Genomic DNA, 19,076 nt, shown 5'->3' on the forward strand with positions numbered 1-19,076 from the left:
AAGCACCATACAATCGTTGAACTTGCTAACGATTTGTATGGTGCTTTTTTATTCACTTATACTTCCATCACTTTTAGCGCCATGTTCGTAACCTTCATCAAATAAGATTACTGTGAACGAAGTACCTTCATTTAGTTTACTCTTGACGTGGATCTCTCCACCGTGATTCTCGATCAGCTGATGGACGATAGATAATCCTAAGCCTGATTCACCATATTTTCGATTTTTACGCGATGGATCTGCCTTATAATATCTATCCCAAATATTCTTAACTTGGTCTTCAGACATACCGATACCGGTATCTTCAATCTTGAAGATCGAAGCATGCCGATCCTCTGCTCGATACCCTGTGACGGTGATTTCACCACTATCAGTAAATTGGATTGAATTTTGGATGATATTGAACATTACCTGAACGAATCTATCATAATCCGCAAAGGTCTCTAATTCATCTTCTGGAGTTTCTAGTATCAATTCATCCTTTGATTCAGCGGCTTTCTTTTGTAACTGCGATACGATATCCTTCAACGGTGTATTAGCGTCAAAGACTCGTTTTGCTAGAGTTATTTGGTTAGTTCTGATCTTCTCATAATCAAGATTCTCATTGACTAATCGAATCAAGCGATTGGTCTCATTACGCATCAATTGAATACTCTGACCTTTGGATTCCTCAGGAATGGCGTCATAAGCCAGTCCCTCTAGTAAGCCATTAATGGTCGTAAGCGGCGTTCTCATTTCATGTGATGCATCAGCCATGAATTCCTTTCGGCGTTGTTCCTGACGCTTGATTTCTTTATCTGAGGCCTCTAGCGACTGAACCATAGTATTGAAGTCATCCGCCAAGTCATCTAGTTCATCCCTATTCTTACTTTCGATCTGAACTGAGAAATCATTATTGGCAACTTTTCTAGTAGCACTACGCAAACGGTTGATCCGATTGACCTGATAACGGGACAATAGGAAGCTCAAAATTATCGCTGCTAACAAAGAAATAAGCAACGCAAAATACAATCTCTTATTGAGCTCTCCAATATTTGTTTGTAGTTGACTAACATCAGATCCCGCCCAAACGGCAGCGATCAATTTTCCGTTTTGGAACCAAGGCGTTAGTACGTAAACGTAACTTAAATTATCCTTTTTATTACTCAAACGCGGATTGCCTTCAGAACTCTCCGGCTTTTGAATGTTACGTATCGTTTTGCCTTGTTTTAGTTTTTTCCAATATGATTGCTTCAGATGCAATTTTACGTTGGATGGCGGTGTTGGATAAACTTGATCATTTTGATAATCAAAAATCGCGAATTGTACGTTTTTGTCAGATAAAACTTGCTCGACAGTCTTAATATTATCCCCTGTAATATTATGAATCTGTCCGGTTTTTGAATCAGTTTTGAGTGCTATCCGTTCCATATTTCCGGCATAGCTCTCAAGATCCTTATACGTCCGATTGTATTCTGAAGTTGTCGAGGTGCTAGTTACCGAATACAGAATTATACCTAACGTAGTTAGGATCACGACCAAAAAACTAAGCATATTTTGATAAATCAATTTCATAGTTTAATCAACCTTACGTCCAGAATCATCGAATTTGTATCCCACTCCCCAAACAGTCTCAATAACTTGTGGTCCGACTTTTTCGATCTTCTGACGTAATTTTTTGATATGTGCGTCAACGGTTCGTTCTTCCCCAAAATAGTCATAGTCCCAAACTTGCTCAAGCAATTGTTCACGTGAGAACACTTGCTTAGGCTTGCTGGCAAGAGTTTTCAACAGATCAAACTCTTTAGGCGTCAAATCAGGAATTTCCTTATCACCTAAAAAGGCTTCACGAGTATTGGAATTAAGCTTGAAATAACCAGTATTAACGTCAAATCCGTCATCAATATCAGCGGCATCAGATTCCACATTCACAGCACCTTTAGAAGCTTCTTCAGCTACATTTTCGTTGCGACGGTGAATAGCCTTCATTCTGGCGATCAATGTGATTGGACTGAATGGCTTAGTAACATAATCATCTGCTCCAAATTCTAGACCTAGAACTTGATCACTCTCAGTATCACGAGCTGTCAGCATAATTATGGGAACAGTCTTAGAAACCTTACGGATCTCCTTAGCGACTTCCATACCGTCTTTTCCAGGCAAGTTTAAGTCAAGGGTGATCATATCCCATTCTTCGGGTGATTCATTGAACATGTCAATGGCTTCATTCCCGTCGTATGCAAAGTGAGCATCCCAATTTTCTTTTTGAAAAAACATACTCATCATTTCCGATACAGACTTGTTATCTTCTATCATTAAAATTTTCATGTATTATTCACTCCATCTACTTTCGATTTAAGACTATAACAAATTGGCAAAACTTGCTACTATATAATTAGTATAAAATATAATTTAAGTTGGTGATTTTTTGAATAAAGAATATAAAGGAACTGTCTTCTTCGATCTTGACGGCACATTGATGAATGAACATTCCAAAATCGATCCAGACGTTGCTATTGCCGTTCACAAATTGCGTGACAATGGCTATCTTCCTGCAATCAGCACTGGACGTGCACCTAATGAATTAACTGACGTACTCGATCCAACTGGTATCGATACTTACGTATCGTTTAATGGTGCTTACGTCGAATCGGCTGGTAGAACTATTTACAAGAAGAATATCTCCCCTGAAACAGTTGCTAAGGTCATCAAGGAAGCAAAACAATACAATGATATTATCACAATGCATTCCATTGACAAAACTTACACGACTGAGAACACACAATTCCTAAATGATTTTTACGAATCAGTAAAGATCCCTATTCCTGGCATCGATCCTAAATTCTACCAAAAAGAAGAACTTCCAATGATTTTAGTTGTTACACCTGATGGTCCTGAAAGATATGCCCAGGTCTTCGGCAATGAATTGACATTTTACAAGACTGGCCCATACGCAATCGATACTATCTCCAAAGGTGTTTCAAAGATCAGTGGTATCAAACACTTATTAAGTGGTTTAGGACTAGAAAACAAGCCTGTCTACGCCTTTGGCGACGGACCTAATGATTTACCAATGATTCAAGAAATCGAGCATAGCGTAGCTATGGGTAATGGTATCGACAGTGTCAAAGAAGCAGCTGAGTTTGTTACAACTGCCAATACTGACAATGGTATCGTAAACGGTCTGAAACATTATAATTTGATTTAATATTATTTTTTACGACAAAAAGCTGGGTTCACTTTAGATCCCCAGCTTTTTTTTGCAAATAATTTACTTTATTACTACAACTTTACCCATCATATGGCCAGCTTCAACCATTTTTGTTGCCTTGGTCAAAGTTTCTACATTCAGTCCATGCAAAACTTCCGTCATCGTCGATTGGACGGTTCCATCGTCGAGACTTGTAGCTAATTGAGCCAAATATTCACCTTGGCTAGACATTGAATCTAAGTTATAAAATGCCTTAGTGAACATCCACTCCCAAGCAAAATCAGCGGATTTTTGCTTTAGATCTCCAATTTGAGACTCGCGCAAGTTGGTGATAGTCGCAAAGATTCCAAACGGCTTGATCAATTCAACGATTTCATGCCAATGCGGATCGTTATCACTTAATCCCAAAATATAATCAACATTTTCAATTCCAAAGTCACGGACTTGTGAAATCAAATCTTCATGGTGGTTAACTACTAAATCAGCGCCTAAATCAGTGACCCACTTAACTTTTTCAGCAGTTGAGGCCGTGGCAATAACTTCCAGTCCTGCTAAGTGCGCTAATTGGATGGCGATCGAACCTACTCCACCAGCACCATTGATGATCAGAATTGTCTTATCACTATTGTCAGCTTTAGGGTCAAGATGTAATTTTTCATATAGCAACTCGCTAGCGGTCAAAGTTACTAATGGCATTGCGACACTCTTTTCGATTGATGTCTTCGTCGGTGCTAAAGCAACGATCCGTTCATCGATCAATTCATACTCTTGATAACTACCAGCACGCGTATGGTCACCAGCAAAAAAAACTTTGTCACCGATATTGAACTTATTAGCTTGATCTCCAGTTTTGACGACTTCCCCATAGCCGTCAAACCCTAGGATCAGTGGATCCTCTGAACCAGCGAAACCTTTTCTAGTCGCAATATCTACCGGATTGATCGATAATCCTTCAATTTTTACTAGGATATCACTTCCACCTGGAGTAGGCATTGCCTTTTCGAATTCCTTCAGACTGCTCAACTCATTATTCGTAACGCCGTATGATTTCATATGATCACCTCGTGTTATTTATTTTACAACAAAAGACAAATCATTCCAAAATAATAAAAAAAGACGTGAAATATATCTTCACGTCTCTTCAAAGTTTATTAGCCGTAAGATTAAAGAATCTCAACGGTTGCACTAGTGATTCCGTATGAAGGAATCATGCTATTAGGCATTGCAACATCAATCTGATAAGGATTGTCATATGCAAATGTTCCAGTATCATTAACTGTTCGATACAAAACATCGCCTTGTGCGGTTGTAATTTTCAAGCGTGATCCACGTGGGATAACACCTAGATTGGTAGCGACACCACTGTAACCCATGTCTGATCCTAATACTGCTGGATCATAAAAACTAATTTTAAAAGTACCTACATTTCTTGCCGTTGATTGCTGGGCAAGTTGTGTTGCTACTGGTGTAGTCTGTGATTGCTGAGCTTGTGTTGCTTGCTCTTGTTCAGCCTTAATTGCTTCGTTTTCCAAAGCTACCGCATCAACTTCTGGTTGTTCTACAGTAACCTCTCCCATTTCATAGTCTTTTTCGCTATTTTTAATTCCAGGAATAAATTCTTTGCTTCCTGGTAGTGAGACTTTTTTGTTGAAATTATCTTCTTCATCACTTGCAGCAGCTGACAAATTAGACAAGTCCTTAAAGTCTCCGGCATTACTTATTGCTTGATTATTATTTTGAGCATCGGCTTGAACAGTGGCTGTATAGCCCATGAATCCAACTAATATTAATCCCATAAAAAATAATGCGTCTAATTTAAATTGCTTTATCAACTAATCCCCCCGGTATTCGTAATTACAAGAGAGAACTATACAAGATAATTGTTTCAATCATGTTACGCTAAGAATAAAAAAATTCAGACAAAGGACTTTTTTGTAACATTATTGTAATGAAGATTATATTTCTGATTTTTTATTTTTATTTTTTGAATTTATTTCATTATTGTGATCGATTGTGAATTTATCACAATCTAATTTATTGTTAAAATAAAAAAAATATCGCAAATCCGAGAACAAATATTTGTCCAATAAATATCATTATGATAGTTTGAGTATATAAAGGAATTGGAGGAGATAAAAAATGTCAAAAAAAATTGCCGTAATCGTTGGTAGCTTGCGTAAAGGATCTTTTTCACGTCAAGTTGCAAATAACTTAGTGGGAATGTTCCCAAGTGAGTACGAACCAGAATTCGTAGAAATTGGCGACTTACCTCTATACAGCGAAGATCTTGATACACCAGGCAACACACCTGCTGCTTGGACAAAGTTCAGAGACCAAATGAAAGAAGTTAGCGGTGTTCTATTCGTAACTCCTGAATATAACCGTTCAGTACCTGGTGGCTTGAAGAATGCTATCGATGTTGGTTCACGTCCATATGGCGAGAGCATCTGGGACAATAAGCCAGCTGCAATTGTTTCAGTATCACCTGGTGCAATCAGTGGTTTTGGTGCCAACCATCACTTGCGTCAATCATTGGTATTCCTAAACATGCCAACACTTCAACAACCAGAAGCATATCTAGGTAATATTACAAATATGCTTGATGAAGATGGTAAAGTTTCCGAAAAATCCGTTGGCTTCTTACAAAGCATCGTAGACGCTTATGTAGATTTGCTTAATAGATATTAATTAACAAATATTACTATAAAGAAATGAGATTACGACAAAACGCCGTAATCTCATTTTTATTTACTCGCAAAATATTCTGTTAATTCAACATTTTCATTATATAATCGTTCTTTTAATCCATATTTTTCAGCAAACCGATCAGTTTTGAGGATGACTCGCAAGATATTGATGGCGGATTTCTGTAAATCACCAAGGTATAATCGGTCATTGTCTTTCCAATGCCCTTTCAACAGTATCGTCTTGTCATCAATGATCTGTGCCGCACCATCATATAGCATTTTTTTCATGTCATCAGCCAAATCGCCAGAAAGTTGAATACGAATATAATTATCGCCATCAACCGCTGGTATGAAATCATTCCATAATTCCGTAGTCGTTTGCTTAAATGTTGCGATGTCGAATGATTTTCTGATAGCAATACGACCGTCAACCGAAAACTCTGGTTTCAAATCATCGATCGCCGCAAATAATTTATCTTGTGAACCACCAGGCATTATCAAGTCATTTCCAGCATGCATGCTGTTTATAGGATCGGCCAAACTAAACCAGTCGGTCATGACCAAACCATGAAACTGCCATTCATCTCGAAGGATACTTGTGAGTGAGTGATAATTTTCTCCTGCAAAAGTTCCATTCACCAAATTGTAAGATGACATGACTGCCATGGGTTGAGCTGCTTTGATAGTGATTTCAAAATTCCTCAAGAATATCTCCCGCAAAGCTTGTTCGCCGATCAAGCTATTACCTGTGTTGCGCTTGGTCTCTTGGTTATTGCCGAGAAAATGCTTGATCACTACCCCTATACCAGTATGTGATTGGACACCTTTTGTTTCAGCTGCAGCGATTGTTCCCGACAAAACAGGATCTTCAGAGAAATATTCAAAGTTACGTCCTCCGAGAGGATTACGATGAATATTCATGCCCGGAGCCAACCACATAGTGATGCCTAATTCTTTCATTTCAGTTCCGATTGCATCGCCGACTTTTTTCAATAATGCTTGGTTCCAAGTTTGAGCCAACAATGTCCCGATTGGCCACGCAGTTGCGTATTGATGCTTGATCTCACCATCTGCCTCAAATGTTTGATCTAATCTCAATCCAGCCGGCCCATCGGCGTTGACAGTTGCTGGTATGCCGAGACGATCATTTGCGTTAGTTTGTCCAGCCGCACCGGCGACTAAATCTGCAGCGTTACCGACCAAGCTCCCATCAGTATTAGGCTTCAAAGAACCTTCGACTAAATCGATCAGCTCAAGGTTAGTCATATTGGCGACAAATTCTCTTAGAGTGATTTTATTATTATAAACATCTAACAACTTATTATTTTTATTTTCGGAAATTTTTTCTATTCTTTGTTCATAGCCTTTACCTGATAACCTTTTGTCAAGATCGGTTGTATAGGTGACAACTTTTGACTCATTCGAATAATCAATCGGCGTGACAGTTTCAAAATCATCAGCTTTTAAGATGAAAAATGGTACTCCACCGACTTGCTCCATGGATACTTTATTCATTGTCAATTCAGTTGGATCATTGACTGGAACTAATTTGTGTTCTAATTGTTCCACAACCACTAATTGATTCAGCTTTAATTCACCGATAACTTGAGTATCTCGTGAGCTATTACCAACTCTGATCAGATAAATCCCTGGTTCCATGACCCAAGCGGCGATTCTTTCATCGAAGACTGCTAAGTTCTTGGTATCAAAACTCATTGTCACAGTTTGGCATTCTTCAGGCCTTAAACTCCTAGTTTTAGCATAGGCTTGTAAACTCTGATACGGGGTGATCACGTCTGACCTGGGATTAGATACGTATAGCTGGACTACCTCTTTACCATGAAATTTATCTCCAATGTTCTGAACATTGATTTTGACCGTGACTTTTTTTTCATTGGCTGATATTTTTTCAGTGTTCAATAAAAACCTAGTATAGCTCATCCCAAAACCGAACTCGTATCTAGGAGAAATATTAAAACTATCAAAATATCTATATCCAACATAAATCCCTTCGTTGTATCTAGGATTGTCTTCGCCAAAATATTTTGATGATGGATAATCATCATAACGATAGGCCCAACTGTCGGTCAACTTACCTGAAGGTGTGACTGTGCCGTCGAGAATTTCTGCGATTGCATTTCCAGCATCCATTCCTGGTTGTGAAACCAAAAGTATGCTATCTAGCAAGGGACATTTCTCAACAAAACTCGTATCGATAATTCCACCGACATTTAGAAGCAAGACACTATTTGGATAATATTCACTCATACGTTTGATATTAGATAATTCATTATCAGTTAACTGATAATCACCTTTTTCGTTCTTTCGGTCGTGTCCTTCACCTGAACTACGAGAAATAACATACACGCCTGTCGATGCATTTTCGAATTCACTGATTTCTACATCATCCATGCTAAAGGCGGGAGCTAACAATACGGCAAGTGAGCTGTCAAAACCGTCATAATAAGTTTTTTCCTTTGATTGATAATATTTTTGAAATCTCATCAATCGCGCCTTAGTCGTGATCTCAAAGTCGTGCATTTCAAGACCCCTTATAATAGAAGAAACATGACGCTGATTTACATCACCAGAGCCTGTACCGCCTTTAACAGTAGCGAATGATCCACTTCCGTAAAGTGCAATTTTTTTATTTCGTAACGGTAAGGTTTTATTTTGATTTTGTAATAAAACCATGCCATCCTGCGCTGCTTTTTTGGATAAATTCAAATTTTCGATTTCTCGCTGTGACATATTTTGTTCCATCATCAATCACTCCTTCGGTGAAACATCTCAATTATAATTCTACACTTTTTTATTTAGATTTATGTGAGAAAACACGTTTCAAAAGCAACTTGTTTAGTAAATAAATTAATAAGGCAATAATTATTGCGATGATTATTTCACTAAAAATAAAATTCAACCCAAACGATGTTTGTAAAAACGTTAGTATTGGATTGTTTATAAATATTATTAGAATAATTGTTACGATGATGTCGATAGTTGCAGTATTCATGTCAGCCTCCTGTATAACTTTCATTATAATGCAACAAAACAATGTATAATATAGTATGAAAGAATATGAGGTGACTGTATGTTAAAAGATAAACACATTACACTTTATGTAACGGGAGGAATCGCGGCTTACAAGTCTTTGAACATCGTTCGTGAGTTGATTAAAAATCAAGCTAAGGTTCAAGTCGTCATGACCAAAGCGGCACAAGAATTTGTCACACCGTTGACTTTTGCCACATTGAGTCAGCGTCCAGTCTTGACTGATAATTTTATTGCTCAATCGGCGCAAGATGATTTCATCCCCCACATCAAACTGGCACACTGGACTGACCTAGCCGTCGTTGTTCCTGCCACTGCCGATATTATCGCCAAGATGGCTAATGGTATCGCTGATGATTTGGCATCAACCACTCTATTAGCGACTGATGCACCCAAGTTAGTTTTCCCAGCCATGAATACAACGATGTGGAATAATCCCGCTGTTCAAACAAACATCCGAACTCTGGCCTTGATGGATATCAAAATCATTCAGCCCGGTTCTGGCTTCTTAGCTGAAGGTGAATCTGGTAAAGGCAGACTGCCTGAATTAACAACTATAATGGTAGAAATCTTTAAAACTTTTACCAAACCAGTTTTGGCTGGAGTTAATGTTATCGTTACGGCTGGTGGTACAAAAGAAGCAATCGATCCAGTTCGCTTCATTGGTAATAATTCCTCAGGTAAAATGGGAATCGCAATGGCTAATGTTGCGGCTGATATGGGTGCCCACGTGACTTTGATAACTACCGTTCACGACCACCTGAGTTCGCCTAACTTGAACGAAATCAAGGTCTCAACTGCTTTAGAAATGCAGCAAGCCTTGGAAAGTCATTTTGAACACAGCGATGTTCTAGTGATGGCGGCCGCTGTATCAGACTTCAGGCCAACACATCCTGCAGATCAAAAAATCAAAAAAAATGATGGTCAAGACTTGTATACGATCGAATTACAAAAGAATCCTGACATCCTCAAAGAAATCGCTCAAAAGAGAACTAATCAATTCATCGTTGGTTTCGCAGCTGAAACCGAAAACCTCATACCTTATGCTCAAAAAAAATTGCATGACAAAAAAGCCGATATGATTTTAGCAAATGATGTTTCAAAAGCTGATACCGGCTTCAATGTTGATAATAATCAAATCACCTTGATCCAAGCTGATCAAAAACCAGAGACTTGGCCAATTATGTCTAAAAATGATATTGCAGCTAAATTCTGGGATTACTATCAAAAGAATATAAAAAAATAACCGTCATATTTACAACGGTTACCTGAGAGATGTCTTTGGCATCTCTTTTAGTTTGAATTTTCTTATCACTATTATAAAAAAAGCCTGAGGCATTAACCTCAAGCTCTATAACAGATTAGTCCATTTCGGGTTGTTGATCCTTTTTTGACGTAGAATCTGTTTTGTCATTCTTCTTGTCTTTTTTAGGCTTTTTAACGCGATGAATTCGCTTCTCGTGCCACATCGTCAAACTTATCAATGACGATAAGGTCAACGGCAAAATAATCACGAGGATTATTAAACCGAAGATAACGCCAAGCGCTACCTGAATCAAGGTCGTCACTCCTGATGGCATCAAGGCGGCAAAGGTACCACTTAGAATAATTGCCGCAGAGATAACTACCGCACCAATAGCAGTGGCCGCATTGAGCATTCTATCTTTCAAGTCAGGCATCTGTTCATCCTTGAATCTGACCATCAAGAAGATACTGTAATCGACACCAAGTGCCATCAACATGATAAATGTAAAGAACGGTGTATTCCAACTCAACATTGAATCACCTAAAACTAGATTAGAAACTATTCTTGTAATACCTAGAGAAACTTCATAGGCTAACAGCAAAGTTCCAATGATCGTGACAGGCTGTAAAATCGACTCTGTAACTATGATCAAGGCAATTCCGATACCGATCGTCATGATCAAGGCCGTCCGACCGAAATCATCATTCGCAAGTTTTCTCAAATCATTATTTTGCGAAGTCTCACCACCGACTGCAACTTTAGCATTCTTTAAGGCACCATGTTTCATCTTTGCTTTAATATCTGTTTGGATAGTCTTCAATTGTTTAGAAGTGGTCTCACTATTAGGATCACCTTTGAAGACGATTGTTATTTCTGCAATCTTACGATTCTTGTCCATATATGCGTCCAGAGCTGGCTTGAATTCACTACTCTTGATCGTTTGCTTAGGTAGATAGAAGGTATCACCGACATATGACTTGCGCAATCCATCCAAGTAAGTCTTCATAGTCTGGTTACCAGCTGCAATCGTGCTGAGTCCATCATCAGCTGAAGATAATCCCGACTCCAGCTGTGTAACTTCCACGCTCATCTGTTTGAGTTGTGTGTTCATTTGCTGAACACCACTATTGACCGTCGTTGCTCCACTGGCGACACTCTGACCACCGCTTGTTAGAGTGGAACTGGATGAGTTCAAAGCACTGGTTCCCGTTGCCAAAGTTGAAACTCCTGAAGTCAAAGTTGGCATCTGACCTTGTAGTTGGGACATCCCTGACGAAATAGCGGCCGATCCACCATTTAATTGACTAATCGAACTTTGTAGCGCAGAAATTTCTGCAGTTGCAGCTGAAGTGTCTTGACCAGTGCTCTGCATGAGAGTTAGCAATTGACTGGCTTGTGCCGAGATAGAACTCACTTGAGTTTGTAGCTGCGATAATCCTGCTGTCAACTGCTGTGAACTACTAGATAGTGTAGAGACACCACTAGTCAAAGCTGGCATCTGACTATTTGCGCTTTGCAAGCCACTGTTTACACTAGAAACGCCACTAGTATATTGATTGATGCCACTGGATAACTGCTGTGCTCCTGATTGTAATTCACTAGTTCCGTCTGCTAATTCTTGAACTTGTGCCACACTTCCACTAAGATTTGAACTTTGTAATTGTGAACTGGCTGAATTCAATCCTGATTTGATCTTCTCTAGACCCTTGGTCGAGGTATTCAATCCATCCGTGACACTTATTAATTGGTTCTTAAGATACATGCTCTTAATTTTTGAGCCTCCGGGCTGTGTTGCTGAAGCGACTGTTTTAACTCCGGGTTCTTGCTTGAGATATTGTGTCAGATCATCGACGGCAGCTAATTTAGCCTGCGTGTTTATCTTGGTAGTATCTTTAATATAGACCGTTGCTGGAGCAGACATACCTTTGGTAAAGTGGCTTTGGATTACTTCATAGCCCTTCTTGGCTTGATAAGTGCTAGGCACTTCATCGGCATTGTTAAAGTTCAAAGTCGAGTTAGTATTGACTAAAAACGGTATAGCAACTACGGCAATGATTGCCAAGATGACTACCGGATAGGCTAAAGCAGCACGTGATAGACCGTACCAAATCCTACTTTTACCACGACCAGCGGTGACCTTGCTTGGCCAAAACATCTTTGAACCGAGCGTCTCCATAAAGAACATATTTAATGTCAGCAACACTGCCAACAAAACTAATACACCTATGGCGACACCGACAGCACTCTGATAAAACGAAAATTTAGCCAATGATAGGACTGAGAATCCAATTAAAACTGACAATCCACTATATAAAATCGTCCGACCACCGTGCTTTTGAGCATCATGCGCCGCTTCTACTGCCGACAGTCCCCGCGCCAGCGCTCCTTTGAAATAATTGTATAGTAGAATATTGTAATCAGTACCAATACCGAATAATACAACCACTAAGAAAACTTGTGTGAAGTTAGAAATAGGAAAATTAAACTTATCTGCAAGATTCATGACGATACTCAATGAGGTCACAAATGCGATTCCAACATTAAGTAATGAAACTAGCGGAACGACTGGCGAACGGAAGACTAGGATCAATACGATAAATATAAAGATGACCGCAATTATTTCCGTCTTTTGTATCCCACGCTCAGTTACCGTTGAGAACTCGTCGTTCAGAGCGTCTGAACCAGTAACGTAAGTTCTGATGCCAGACATTTTCAATTGACGTTTTAATTCCCTAACTTGTGGACCAACAGATCCATCCTTTTTGACTGTGATTTGTGCTAGTTGTGTTGATTTATCTTTTGAGATCAACTGTTTTTTTGTTTCAGCATTATCACTAGGTCCCATTACTTTTTCAATTTTAAGTGAATTATTATTTTCCAAATTATTCAACTTACGAGTGATTTTTCTATTTTGAAATGCTGTAAGTTTATTATTGCCGTTATTATTAAATACGGCCGTATAGGTACGTACAGACTTATTTCCATTTGCCTTTTTTTCCATTACTGAAGCTTTTTGACTCTCAGTATAACTGGGCAATGTAATATTTCCCTTATCTCTAACTAATTGGGAAACGTTAGGCATAGCGACTAGAGCTATAATCACAACGATGATCCATCCAATTAGAGCAGGCACATATTTTCTAGTGATCCGCTTCATATTTACATCTCCTCAACCCGTCATCATGTGTAAAATAATTGACAACTGTAAAAATACAACATTCATCATAGAATTAATGGTTTGATTAGACAAGAGACAATTAATATATATTTGTATTGATTTAGACATATTATGAAAAGTGTCTAATAAAATTCAACAGAACGCTATAAATAAATGAAAATGAGTAAATTAATGAAAGTTAGCAACCGTTTTCAAATAAATACCTTTTGCACTTGCAAAAATCTATACTTGTGTTAAAGTCGATTTAATTGAGGATTAAAATTTGGGGGAATTATTATGAAAATCGACGTGAGTCGGCATCTAACTTTAGGTGCAAAAAGAACTTTAAAAGCTTTTCGTCTAGCAATGTTCGAATCACTGAGTGAAAAGGAATTCGACAAAATAACTGTTAATGATATTTGTAAAAAGAGTGAATATCCACGAGCTACTTTTTATAACTACTTTGATGATAAATATGACTTGTTACAATATCTTTGGTCTTACATCGGCAAGGATATATTGGAAAAAATCCCGAAGGACGTCAAGCCAGACCAAGGCATCGTCATGACATTCAACTTATTGTTGAAATTTTTCAATGATCACAATGAATTATTAGCTAACATCACTAAGAACGACGGCGTTAACTCTCACCTCTGGCACAGCATGTCAGGTTACTTACGCCACGAAGCAGATATTTTGGTCTATGATTATTGTGCTGAAAACGATCAAGTCAGAGTACCCGTCAAACTACTCTCACGTTTTTATAGTGATTTGATAATCGCCGTACTAGAATGGCGCTTATTTGAACAACCAGACATTGATCAAGAAACAGCTGACAAGTATTTGATCAGTTTATTGAATGGTGGTTTTTACGACTAGACTAAAAAGGGCTACAACTCTTCTTTTATTGAAGAATTGTAGCCTTTTTGATATTAATAATTTAATCTGGTTTTTCCATTAATAACCATAGTACTAGATACAATATGATTCCCGGAAACATTGGTGTAAATGACAGAACTGCATATAGCACTCGACCAACAGCCGGATCCCAGTCATATTTTTCACAAAAGCCTGCGATGACACCACCAAGAACTTGATTTGTTTTTGAACGTTTAATAGGAATATGCATTAATCTCACCCTCTATATTATTCTGGATTCTCCATTAATAACCATAATACTAAATAGCCAATGAAACCAGGGAATGGTGTAAAAGTTAAAATCACCCACAAAACTCTGGCAATTGCGGTGTTCCAACCGAAGTGTTCTGATAGTCCTCCGATTACACCCGCAAATATTTTGTTGTTACTCGAACGTTTAATAGGAATATGCATTAATAACTCCCCCTTATCTTTATTAATATAATAAAATATTACGATATTTTAGTACATCTAAAGTGCTTACAACTAACTTACAATTTTGTCACTCTGTCGTAATCTCAACTTGACCGTTGCCACTATTGATGGTTAGTTGTTTGGACTTGTAGTCGTCATAGGTATCGTCATGCTTGGTTCCATTGAGCTTGAATGATCCATTACCCAAATTAACTTTTAAACCAGGAATATTCACATCCCTTAACTCCAACTTGCCATTTTGTTTGTTCAATGTGCCAGATTCATTGATAGTCATCCCTTTGGCAATTGTAGTTCCGTTCTTATGATCGATATCCACAGTTTCAGCCGTTACATTGAGCAGTTTTAATGTTCCATTCAATTGGTTAATAGCGATTGCATCTACCTTATGTTGTAATTTAATAACAATAATCGGAGCTTTACCAATTTCTAGCTTGTGAGCATCACTCCCAGCCTGTGAAATACTGAGAGAGTCAGCGGTCTGGTGGATTTTATATTGGTCCTCTACATAGTTTTGAAGTGAAATCGAATCAGTATCGGACCTTTCAATGATTACTTTGGCCGTTCGTACATCAAGATCGATTTTTTCCAATTGCTGAAGTGCGATTTCTTTATCTTTTAATTTATTTATTTTCAGATCACTAACATTGATCTGTTGATTGGTTGAATTAGCCCAACTGACCAAACCTCCGATAATTACAGCAGTCACAACTACGATCAACAAGATAATTTTTAACATTTTTTTCACTATGTTCTCCTCGCTAATGAATGAATATATTTTTCATTCATTCACTCGATTTCAAAATTTTTTTTATTTTTAATTATTTATTTTAAAAACACTAACAGGATTCCTTCAATTAAATCATTCAATAATTGAAAATAATTATCCGTAGTAATTTCTTTTTGATGTATGTCAATTATAGTCAAAGCACTGAAAAGATCCATGATGCGTGCTTTGTCAAAACCAGCTCGGATTCGGTCTTCGGTCGCCCACTTATCGATAAGTTGGTTCAGCGTCACATAGATTACACTGTCTTCAGCAGCGTGTTTATTGGCTTCTACGATTATTTGATTGATTTTCGAATTAGTAAACCACTCCTGCAAAATCTGATTATCATCAGTATATTGAAATATTTGCTTCAAAACATCACTGATCAACGCTTGTGGCTCTTGTTCCATATCAATATGCGCGATGATTTGTTGCTTAACCCTTTCATTCTCAGCGTTATAGACTTTTACAAAAATATCTTCCTTAGATTCAAAGTACCGATAAAATGTCCCTACTGCAACTCCAGCTTGCTTGGCGATGCTAGAGATATTAGTATTCTTAAAACCCTGTTCCAAGAACAGATCATGTGAGGCGTCAAATAATCTTTTTTCTTTATCTTCCATAACTATCTCCGTTTTTATCAATGAATGAATATTATAATAATTCATTCATTTTGTCAAATAAAAAAATGATTGAGAATATCCCAATCATTTAAATATTAATGTTATTGAAGAATCTTGTAATTCCAAGCGGCTTTTTCTGATTCTCCATAGTACTTCTTGTATAGTTTAGCAGTTTCTTTTGTTTGATATGCCTTAACGATCTTCTTGTAAACCTTGTTGTTTCTATCTTTCTTGTTGGCAGAAATAACGTTCACATATGGTTTTGAAGCTTTAGTTACTTTTTCAACATAGACTGCTTTTTTAGGATTCAACTTAGCATCAACAGCAACACCACTATTGATTACAGAAGCTGTAACATCACCTAATGAACGTGCTGTTTGAGCGGCGTCTAATTCTGAAATCTTCAAGTTTAGTTTATTTTCGATAATTGATTTCTTTGTTGGTAACTTGTCTTTGTTAAGTTTGATCAAACCAGCACTCTGTAGTAAGGCTAGTGCACGTCCTTCATTTGTAGCATCATTAGGTACGGCAATTGTGTCGCCCTCTTTGATATCACTTAGCTTTGTAACTTTTTTGGAATATAGAGCCATTGGTGCGATAGCTGTGTCACCAATACCAACGATATTAGTATGATGAGTCTCGTTCCAGTTATCCATGAAGTAGACGGTTTGGAATGCATTCAAGTCGATTTGGCCTTGATCCAATGCAGCATTAGGTTGGCTATAATCTGAAAATTCAACTATTTTGATCTTAATGTTATCTTTAGCCAATTTCTTAGATACAGAATCCCAGATTCGATGATCTGAGCCCGTGATACCTATTTTGACAGTTGTAACTTTATCCTCTGATGCCGAAGCACTTTTTCCACAACCTGCTAGTACAAAGATCGATAGTGCTGTAAATAATATTGCTAAAATACCCTTAATTTTTTTGTTCATAGTCTCTACGACCCTTCATTTTTTGTAAACAAAAAGCCGCTTCTATTATAGAAGCGACTTATCGCGGTACCATTCTAATTTGTAATAAGTTTGAGCTTATTACCTCACTAGGGAGCGCTGAAGAGCACTCTCCCAGTAAGATAATGGATACCAACCATTACATCCTAATCTTGACGACTCGGTGTACCAATCACAGGTCATTTTCATTTGAAATCGCGTCCTCATCTCAGCTAGTTGAGGCTTTCTGTGCACGATCATCAAATTACTTCCCCTGATCAAATTGTTTCAATATTTATAAAGCTTAAACGAAACCCGAATTAATGTTCTAGCTTTCTTACTGCGAAGTCCCCTAGACCTTGTATAACAAAAACTAAAACTAAGATCAAAAGCATGGATACAATGGTTACATCATTTTCAAATCGTTGATAACCAACGGAAATGGCCATGTTACCAAGACCACCACCACCAACGGCACCAGCCATGGCTGTTAAGCCAATCAAACTAATTGTCGTTAGAGTTCCGGAACGGATGAGTTCTGGAAGTCCTTCTTTTAGATATACTCTAAAGATTATTTGAGTTGGTGATAATCCCATAGCTTCTGCAGCTTCGATAACTCCCTTATCAACTTCAACTAGTGCCAATTGAACTTGTCTAGCGAAGAATGGAGCTGTACCTACTACTAGCGGTACTAATGCACCAGTAGGTCCGATCGTTTGTCCGACTATCAACTTAGTAAATGGTCCAATGACCGCTAATAAGATGATAAATGGTATGGAACGGAATAAGTTAACTAGCTTATCTAAGGTATTATAGAAGGCTTTGTGTGGAGTAATTCCATCGTCAGTCGTAACGACTAACAAAATTCCTAAGATAATCCCGATAACACCAGCAAAGATTGCACTGACGAATGTCATATATAATGTCTGTTGAATGGCAACAACGAACCCGTTGTCACCCTCCCAGTTAGCTACAACGTTGGGTAAGTATGTATTTAAAAAATGTGACATAAATTATTTACCCTCACTTTCCTTTAAATCAATTTCTTTAACATTTATCTTCAAATCAGTTAGATATTTAAGCGCTTTGTCGATCTTATGTTGTTCACCTTCAAGATCAAATAACATAATACCAACGGTCGTACCTTGTAGTCGTTCAATATTACTGAAGAGAATATTGGCTTCGATATTGAATCGTTTGTACAACTCAATAATGATCGGTTCGTTCGTAACGTCACCCATAAAGTTCAATTCAACCAAGTGTCCAGAGATAGAGTCGATGATGCCACTCTCTTTGACTTCATCCAAAACATTACTGATTTGTGTAGAAGTATTAACAAAGTCCTTAGTTAATTTTTCTTTAGGATTTGCAAAGATCGTTAGCAAGTCTCCTTCTTCAATCAACCTACCTTCTTCCATGACGGCAACTCGATTACAGATTTGCTTGATGGCGTCCATTTCGTGAGTGATGATGACGATCGTGATACCTAATTCCTTGTTCAGTCTTCCTAACAGACTCAAGATTTCAGTGGTTGTCTTGGGATCCAAAGCACTAGTGGCTTCATCAGAGATCAAAATCTCAGGGTCACTAGCTAAAGCACGAGCAATCGCAACACGTTGCTTTTGTCCACCAGATAATTGCGATGGATAATTATTAGCTCTGTCCTTTAATCCAACTAGATCAAGTAAGTTGTTTACCTTGTCCTTACGTTCTTTTTTTGAAATATTAGAATCACGTAATGGAAAATCTACGTTGCCAAAAACTGTTAAAGATTGCATTAAATTAAAGTGCTGGAAGATCATCCCAATGTTTCTACGAGCTTTACGCAAGTCTTTGGAACTCAGCTTCGTCAAGCTTTGATCATTAACAATGACTTCTCCGGCTGTCGGTTTCTGTAGGAGATTGATAACACGTACTAGTGTACTTTTACCAGCTCCAGAGTATCCAATAACACCGAAGACATCGCCCTTTTGAACATTGATGGAAACATCTTTGACGGCTTCGATAGTTTTACCCTCACTGTTAAAGGTAACATCAATATTCTTTAGTTGTACTATCCCGTTCTTTT

General features: G+C 37.9%; 17 protein-coding genes and 1 other annotated feature. Of the genes, 4 read left to right on the forward strand and 13 right to left on the reverse strand.

Annotated elements, in window-relative coordinates; genetic code table 11:
* Positions 1–48 precede the first annotated feature (48 nt).
* Together AC27FM_RS03490 and AC27FM_RS03495 are read right to left on the reverse strand one after the other, a co-directional pair.
* A complete protein-coding gene (locus AC27FM_RS03490) occupies positions 49–1,554 on the reverse strand; it encodes an ATP-binding protein (protein ID WP_487085969.1) in 1,506 nt (501 codons plus the stop codon).
* A 3-nt stretch (positions 1,555–1,557) separates the two neighbouring features.
* Positions 1,558–2,307 (reverse strand): winged helix-turn-helix domain-containing protein, encoded by a 750-nt coding sequence (locus tag AC27FM_RS03495; protein WP_487085970.1) that lies wholly within the window; start codon positions 2,305–2,307, stop codon positions 1,558–1,560.
* Positions 2,308–2,407: 100 nt separating this feature from the next.
* On the opposite strand from AC27FM_RS03495, the gene AC27FM_RS03500 reads away from it, so the two are divergent.
* Positions 2,408–3,187: a Cof-type HAD-IIB family hydrolase gene (locus AC27FM_RS03500; protein ID WP_487085972.1), complete on the forward strand. Its 780-nt coding sequence runs from the start codon at positions 2,408–2,410 to the stop codon at positions 3,185–3,187.
* A 63-nt stretch (positions 3,188–3,250) separates the two neighbouring features.
* On the opposite strand, the gene AC27FM_RS03505 is transcribed toward AC27FM_RS03500, so the two are convergent.
* Together AC27FM_RS03505 and AC27FM_RS03510 are read right to left on the reverse strand one after the other, a co-directional pair.
* The gene (locus AC27FM_RS03505; protein ID WP_487085974.1) at positions 3,251–4,243 is read right to left on the reverse strand and encodes a zinc-binding alcohol dehydrogenase family protein; all 993 of its coding nucleotides are present in this window, start codon (positions 4,241–4,243) and stop codon (positions 3,251–3,253) included.
* Positions 4,244–4,353: 110 nt separating this feature from the next.
* A complete protein-coding gene (locus AC27FM_RS03510) occupies positions 4,354–5,022 on the reverse strand; it encodes an RlpA-like double-psi beta-barrel domain-containing protein (protein ID WP_487085975.1) in 669 nt (222 codons plus the stop codon).
* Between the two features lie 307 nt (positions 5,023–5,329).
* Between AC27FM_RS03510 and AC27FM_RS03515 the strand changes: the two genes are divergently transcribed.
* On the forward strand, positions 5,330–5,878 hold the full coding sequence (locus AC27FM_RS03515; RefSeq protein WP_487085976.1) for an NADPH-dependent FMN reductase: 549 nt from the start codon (positions 5,330–5,332) through the stop codon (positions 5,876–5,878).
* A gap of 56 nt (positions 5,879–5,934) precedes the next feature.
* Here the strand turns inward: AC27FM_RS03515 and AC27FM_RS03520 are convergent, their stop codons facing one another.
* Positions 5,935–8,643 (reverse strand): glycoside hydrolase family 3 protein, encoded by a 2,709-nt coding sequence (locus AC27FM_RS03520; RefSeq protein WP_487085977.1) that lies wholly within the window; start codon positions 8,641–8,643, stop codon positions 5,935–5,937.
* A gap of 325 nt (positions 8,644–8,968) precedes the next feature.
* On the opposite strand from AC27FM_RS03520, the gene coaBC reads away from it, so the two are divergent.
* Positions 8,969–10,174, forward strand: coding sequence for a bifunctional phosphopantothenoylcysteine decarboxylase/phosphopantothenate--cysteine ligase CoaBC (coaBC, locus tag AC27FM_RS03525; RefSeq protein ID WP_487085978.1), 1,206 nt, complete (start codon positions 8,969–8,971; stop codon positions 10,172–10,174).
* A gap of 115 nt (positions 10,175–10,289) precedes the next feature.
* Here coaBC and AC27FM_RS03530 read toward each other — a convergent pair whose 3' ends face one another.
* Complete coding sequence (locus AC27FM_RS03530; RefSeq protein WP_487085980.1) at positions 10,290–13,331, reverse strand: MMPL family transporter; 3,042 nt, start codon at positions 13,329–13,331, stop codon at positions 10,290–10,292.
* A gap of 297 nt (positions 13,332–13,628) precedes the next feature.
* Here AC27FM_RS03530 and AC27FM_RS03535 point away from each other — a divergent pair, with 297 nt between their 5' ends.
* On the forward strand, positions 13,629–14,210 hold the full coding sequence (locus AC27FM_RS03535) for a TetR/AcrR family transcriptional regulator (protein WP_487085982.1): 582 nt from the start codon (positions 13,629–13,631) through the stop codon (positions 14,208–14,210).
* A gap of 61 nt (positions 14,211–14,271) precedes the next feature.
* Here AC27FM_RS03535 and AC27FM_RS03540 read toward each other — a convergent pair whose 3' ends face one another.
* The 7 genes from AC27FM_RS03540 to AC27FM_RS03570 form a co-directional block, all read right to left on the reverse strand.
* The gene (locus AC27FM_RS03540; RefSeq protein ID WP_487085984.1) at positions 14,272–14,460 is read right to left on the reverse strand and encodes a PspC domain-containing protein; all 189 of its coding nucleotides are present in this window, start codon (positions 14,458–14,460) and stop codon (positions 14,272–14,274) included.
* Positions 14,461–14,477: 17 nt separating this feature from the next.
* Positions 14,478–14,663: a PspC domain-containing protein gene (locus tag AC27FM_RS03545; protein ID WP_487085986.1), complete on the reverse strand. Its 186-nt coding sequence runs from the start codon at positions 14,661–14,663 to the stop codon at positions 14,478–14,480.
* A gap of 88 nt (positions 14,664–14,751) precedes the next feature.
* Complete coding sequence (locus tag AC27FM_RS03550; RefSeq protein ID WP_487086076.1) at positions 14,752–15,420, reverse strand: DUF4097 family beta strand repeat-containing protein; 669 nt, start codon at positions 15,418–15,420, stop codon at positions 14,752–14,754.
* 86 nt (positions 15,421–15,506) lie between these two features.
* Complete coding sequence (locus AC27FM_RS03555) at positions 15,507–16,073, reverse strand: TetR/AcrR family transcriptional regulator (protein WP_487085987.1); 567 nt, start codon at positions 16,071–16,073, stop codon at positions 15,507–15,509.
* Between the two features lie 101 nt (positions 16,074–16,174).
* Positions 16,175–16,999: a MetQ/NlpA family ABC transporter substrate-binding protein gene (locus tag AC27FM_RS03560; protein WP_487086078.1), complete on the reverse strand. Its 825-nt coding sequence runs from the start codon at positions 16,997–16,999 to the stop codon at positions 16,175–16,177.
* Between the two features lie 58 nt (positions 17,000–17,057).
* Positions 17,058–17,299 (reverse strand) — a binding site (T-box leader).
* Between the two features lie 29 nt (positions 17,300–17,328).
* Positions 17,329–18,018 carry a methionine ABC transporter permease gene (locus AC27FM_RS03565; RefSeq protein WP_487085989.1) on the reverse strand — a complete coding sequence of 230 codons (690 nt, stop codon included), beginning with the start codon at positions 18,016–18,018 and terminating at the stop codon, positions 17,329–17,331.
* A 3-nt stretch (positions 18,019–18,021) separates the two neighbouring features.
* Complete coding sequence (locus tag AC27FM_RS03570) at positions 18,022–19,065, reverse strand: methionine ABC transporter ATP-binding protein (protein ID WP_487086080.1); 1,044 nt, start codon at positions 19,063–19,065, stop codon at positions 18,022–18,024.
* Positions 19,066–19,076: the final 11 nt, after the last annotated feature.

It is taken from the genome of Companilactobacillus sp. y65-5 (assembly GCF_057541095.1).

Coding starts and splice junctions, on each gene's coding strand:
- AC27FM_RS03490 (WP_487085969.1), bottom strand. CDS start 1,554: ATGAAATTGATTTATCAAAATATGCTTAGTTTTTTGGTCGTGATCCTA.
- AC27FM_RS03495 (WP_487085970.1), bottom strand. CDS start 2,307: ATGAAAATTTTAATGATAGAAGATAACAAGTCTGTATCGGAAATGATG.
- AC27FM_RS03505 (WP_487085974.1), bottom strand. CDS start 4,243: ATGAAATCATACGGCGTTACGAATAATGAGTTGAGCAGTCTGAAGGAA.
- AC27FM_RS03515 (WP_487085976.1), top strand. CDS start 5,330: ATGTCAAAAAAAATTGCCGTAATCGTTGGTAGCTTGCGTAAAGGATCT.
- AC27FM_RS03520 (WP_487085977.1), bottom strand. CDS start 8,643: ATGATGGAACAAAATATGTCACAGCGAGAAATCGAAAATTTGAATTTA.
- coaBC (WP_487085978.1), top strand. CDS start 8,969: ATGTTAAAAGATAAACACATTACACTTTATGTAACGGGAGGAATCGCG.
- AC27FM_RS03530 (WP_487085980.1), bottom strand. CDS start 13,331: ATGAAGCGGATCACTAGAAAATATGTGCCTGCTCTAATTGGATGGATC.
- AC27FM_RS03535 (WP_487085982.1), top strand. CDS start 13,629: ATGAAAATCGACGTGAGTCGGCATCTAACTTTAGGTGCAAAAAGAACT.
- AC27FM_RS03540 (WP_487085984.1), bottom strand. CDS start 14,460: ATGCATATTCCTATTAAACGTTCAAAAACAAATCAAGTTCTTGGTGGT.
- AC27FM_RS03545 (WP_487085986.1), bottom strand. CDS start 14,663: ATGCATATTCCTATTAAACGTTCGAGTAACAACAAAATATTTGCGGGT.
- AC27FM_RS03550 (WP_487086076.1), bottom strand. CDS start 15,420: ATGTTAAAAATTATCTTGTTGATCGTAGTTGTGACTGCTGTAATTATC.
- AC27FM_RS03555 (WP_487085987.1), bottom strand. CDS start 16,073: ATGGAAGATAAAGAAAAAAGATTATTTGACGCCTCACATGATCTGTTC.
- AC27FM_RS03565 (WP_487085989.1), bottom strand. CDS start 18,018: ATGTCACATTTTTTAAATACATACTTACCCAACGTTGTAGCTAACTGG.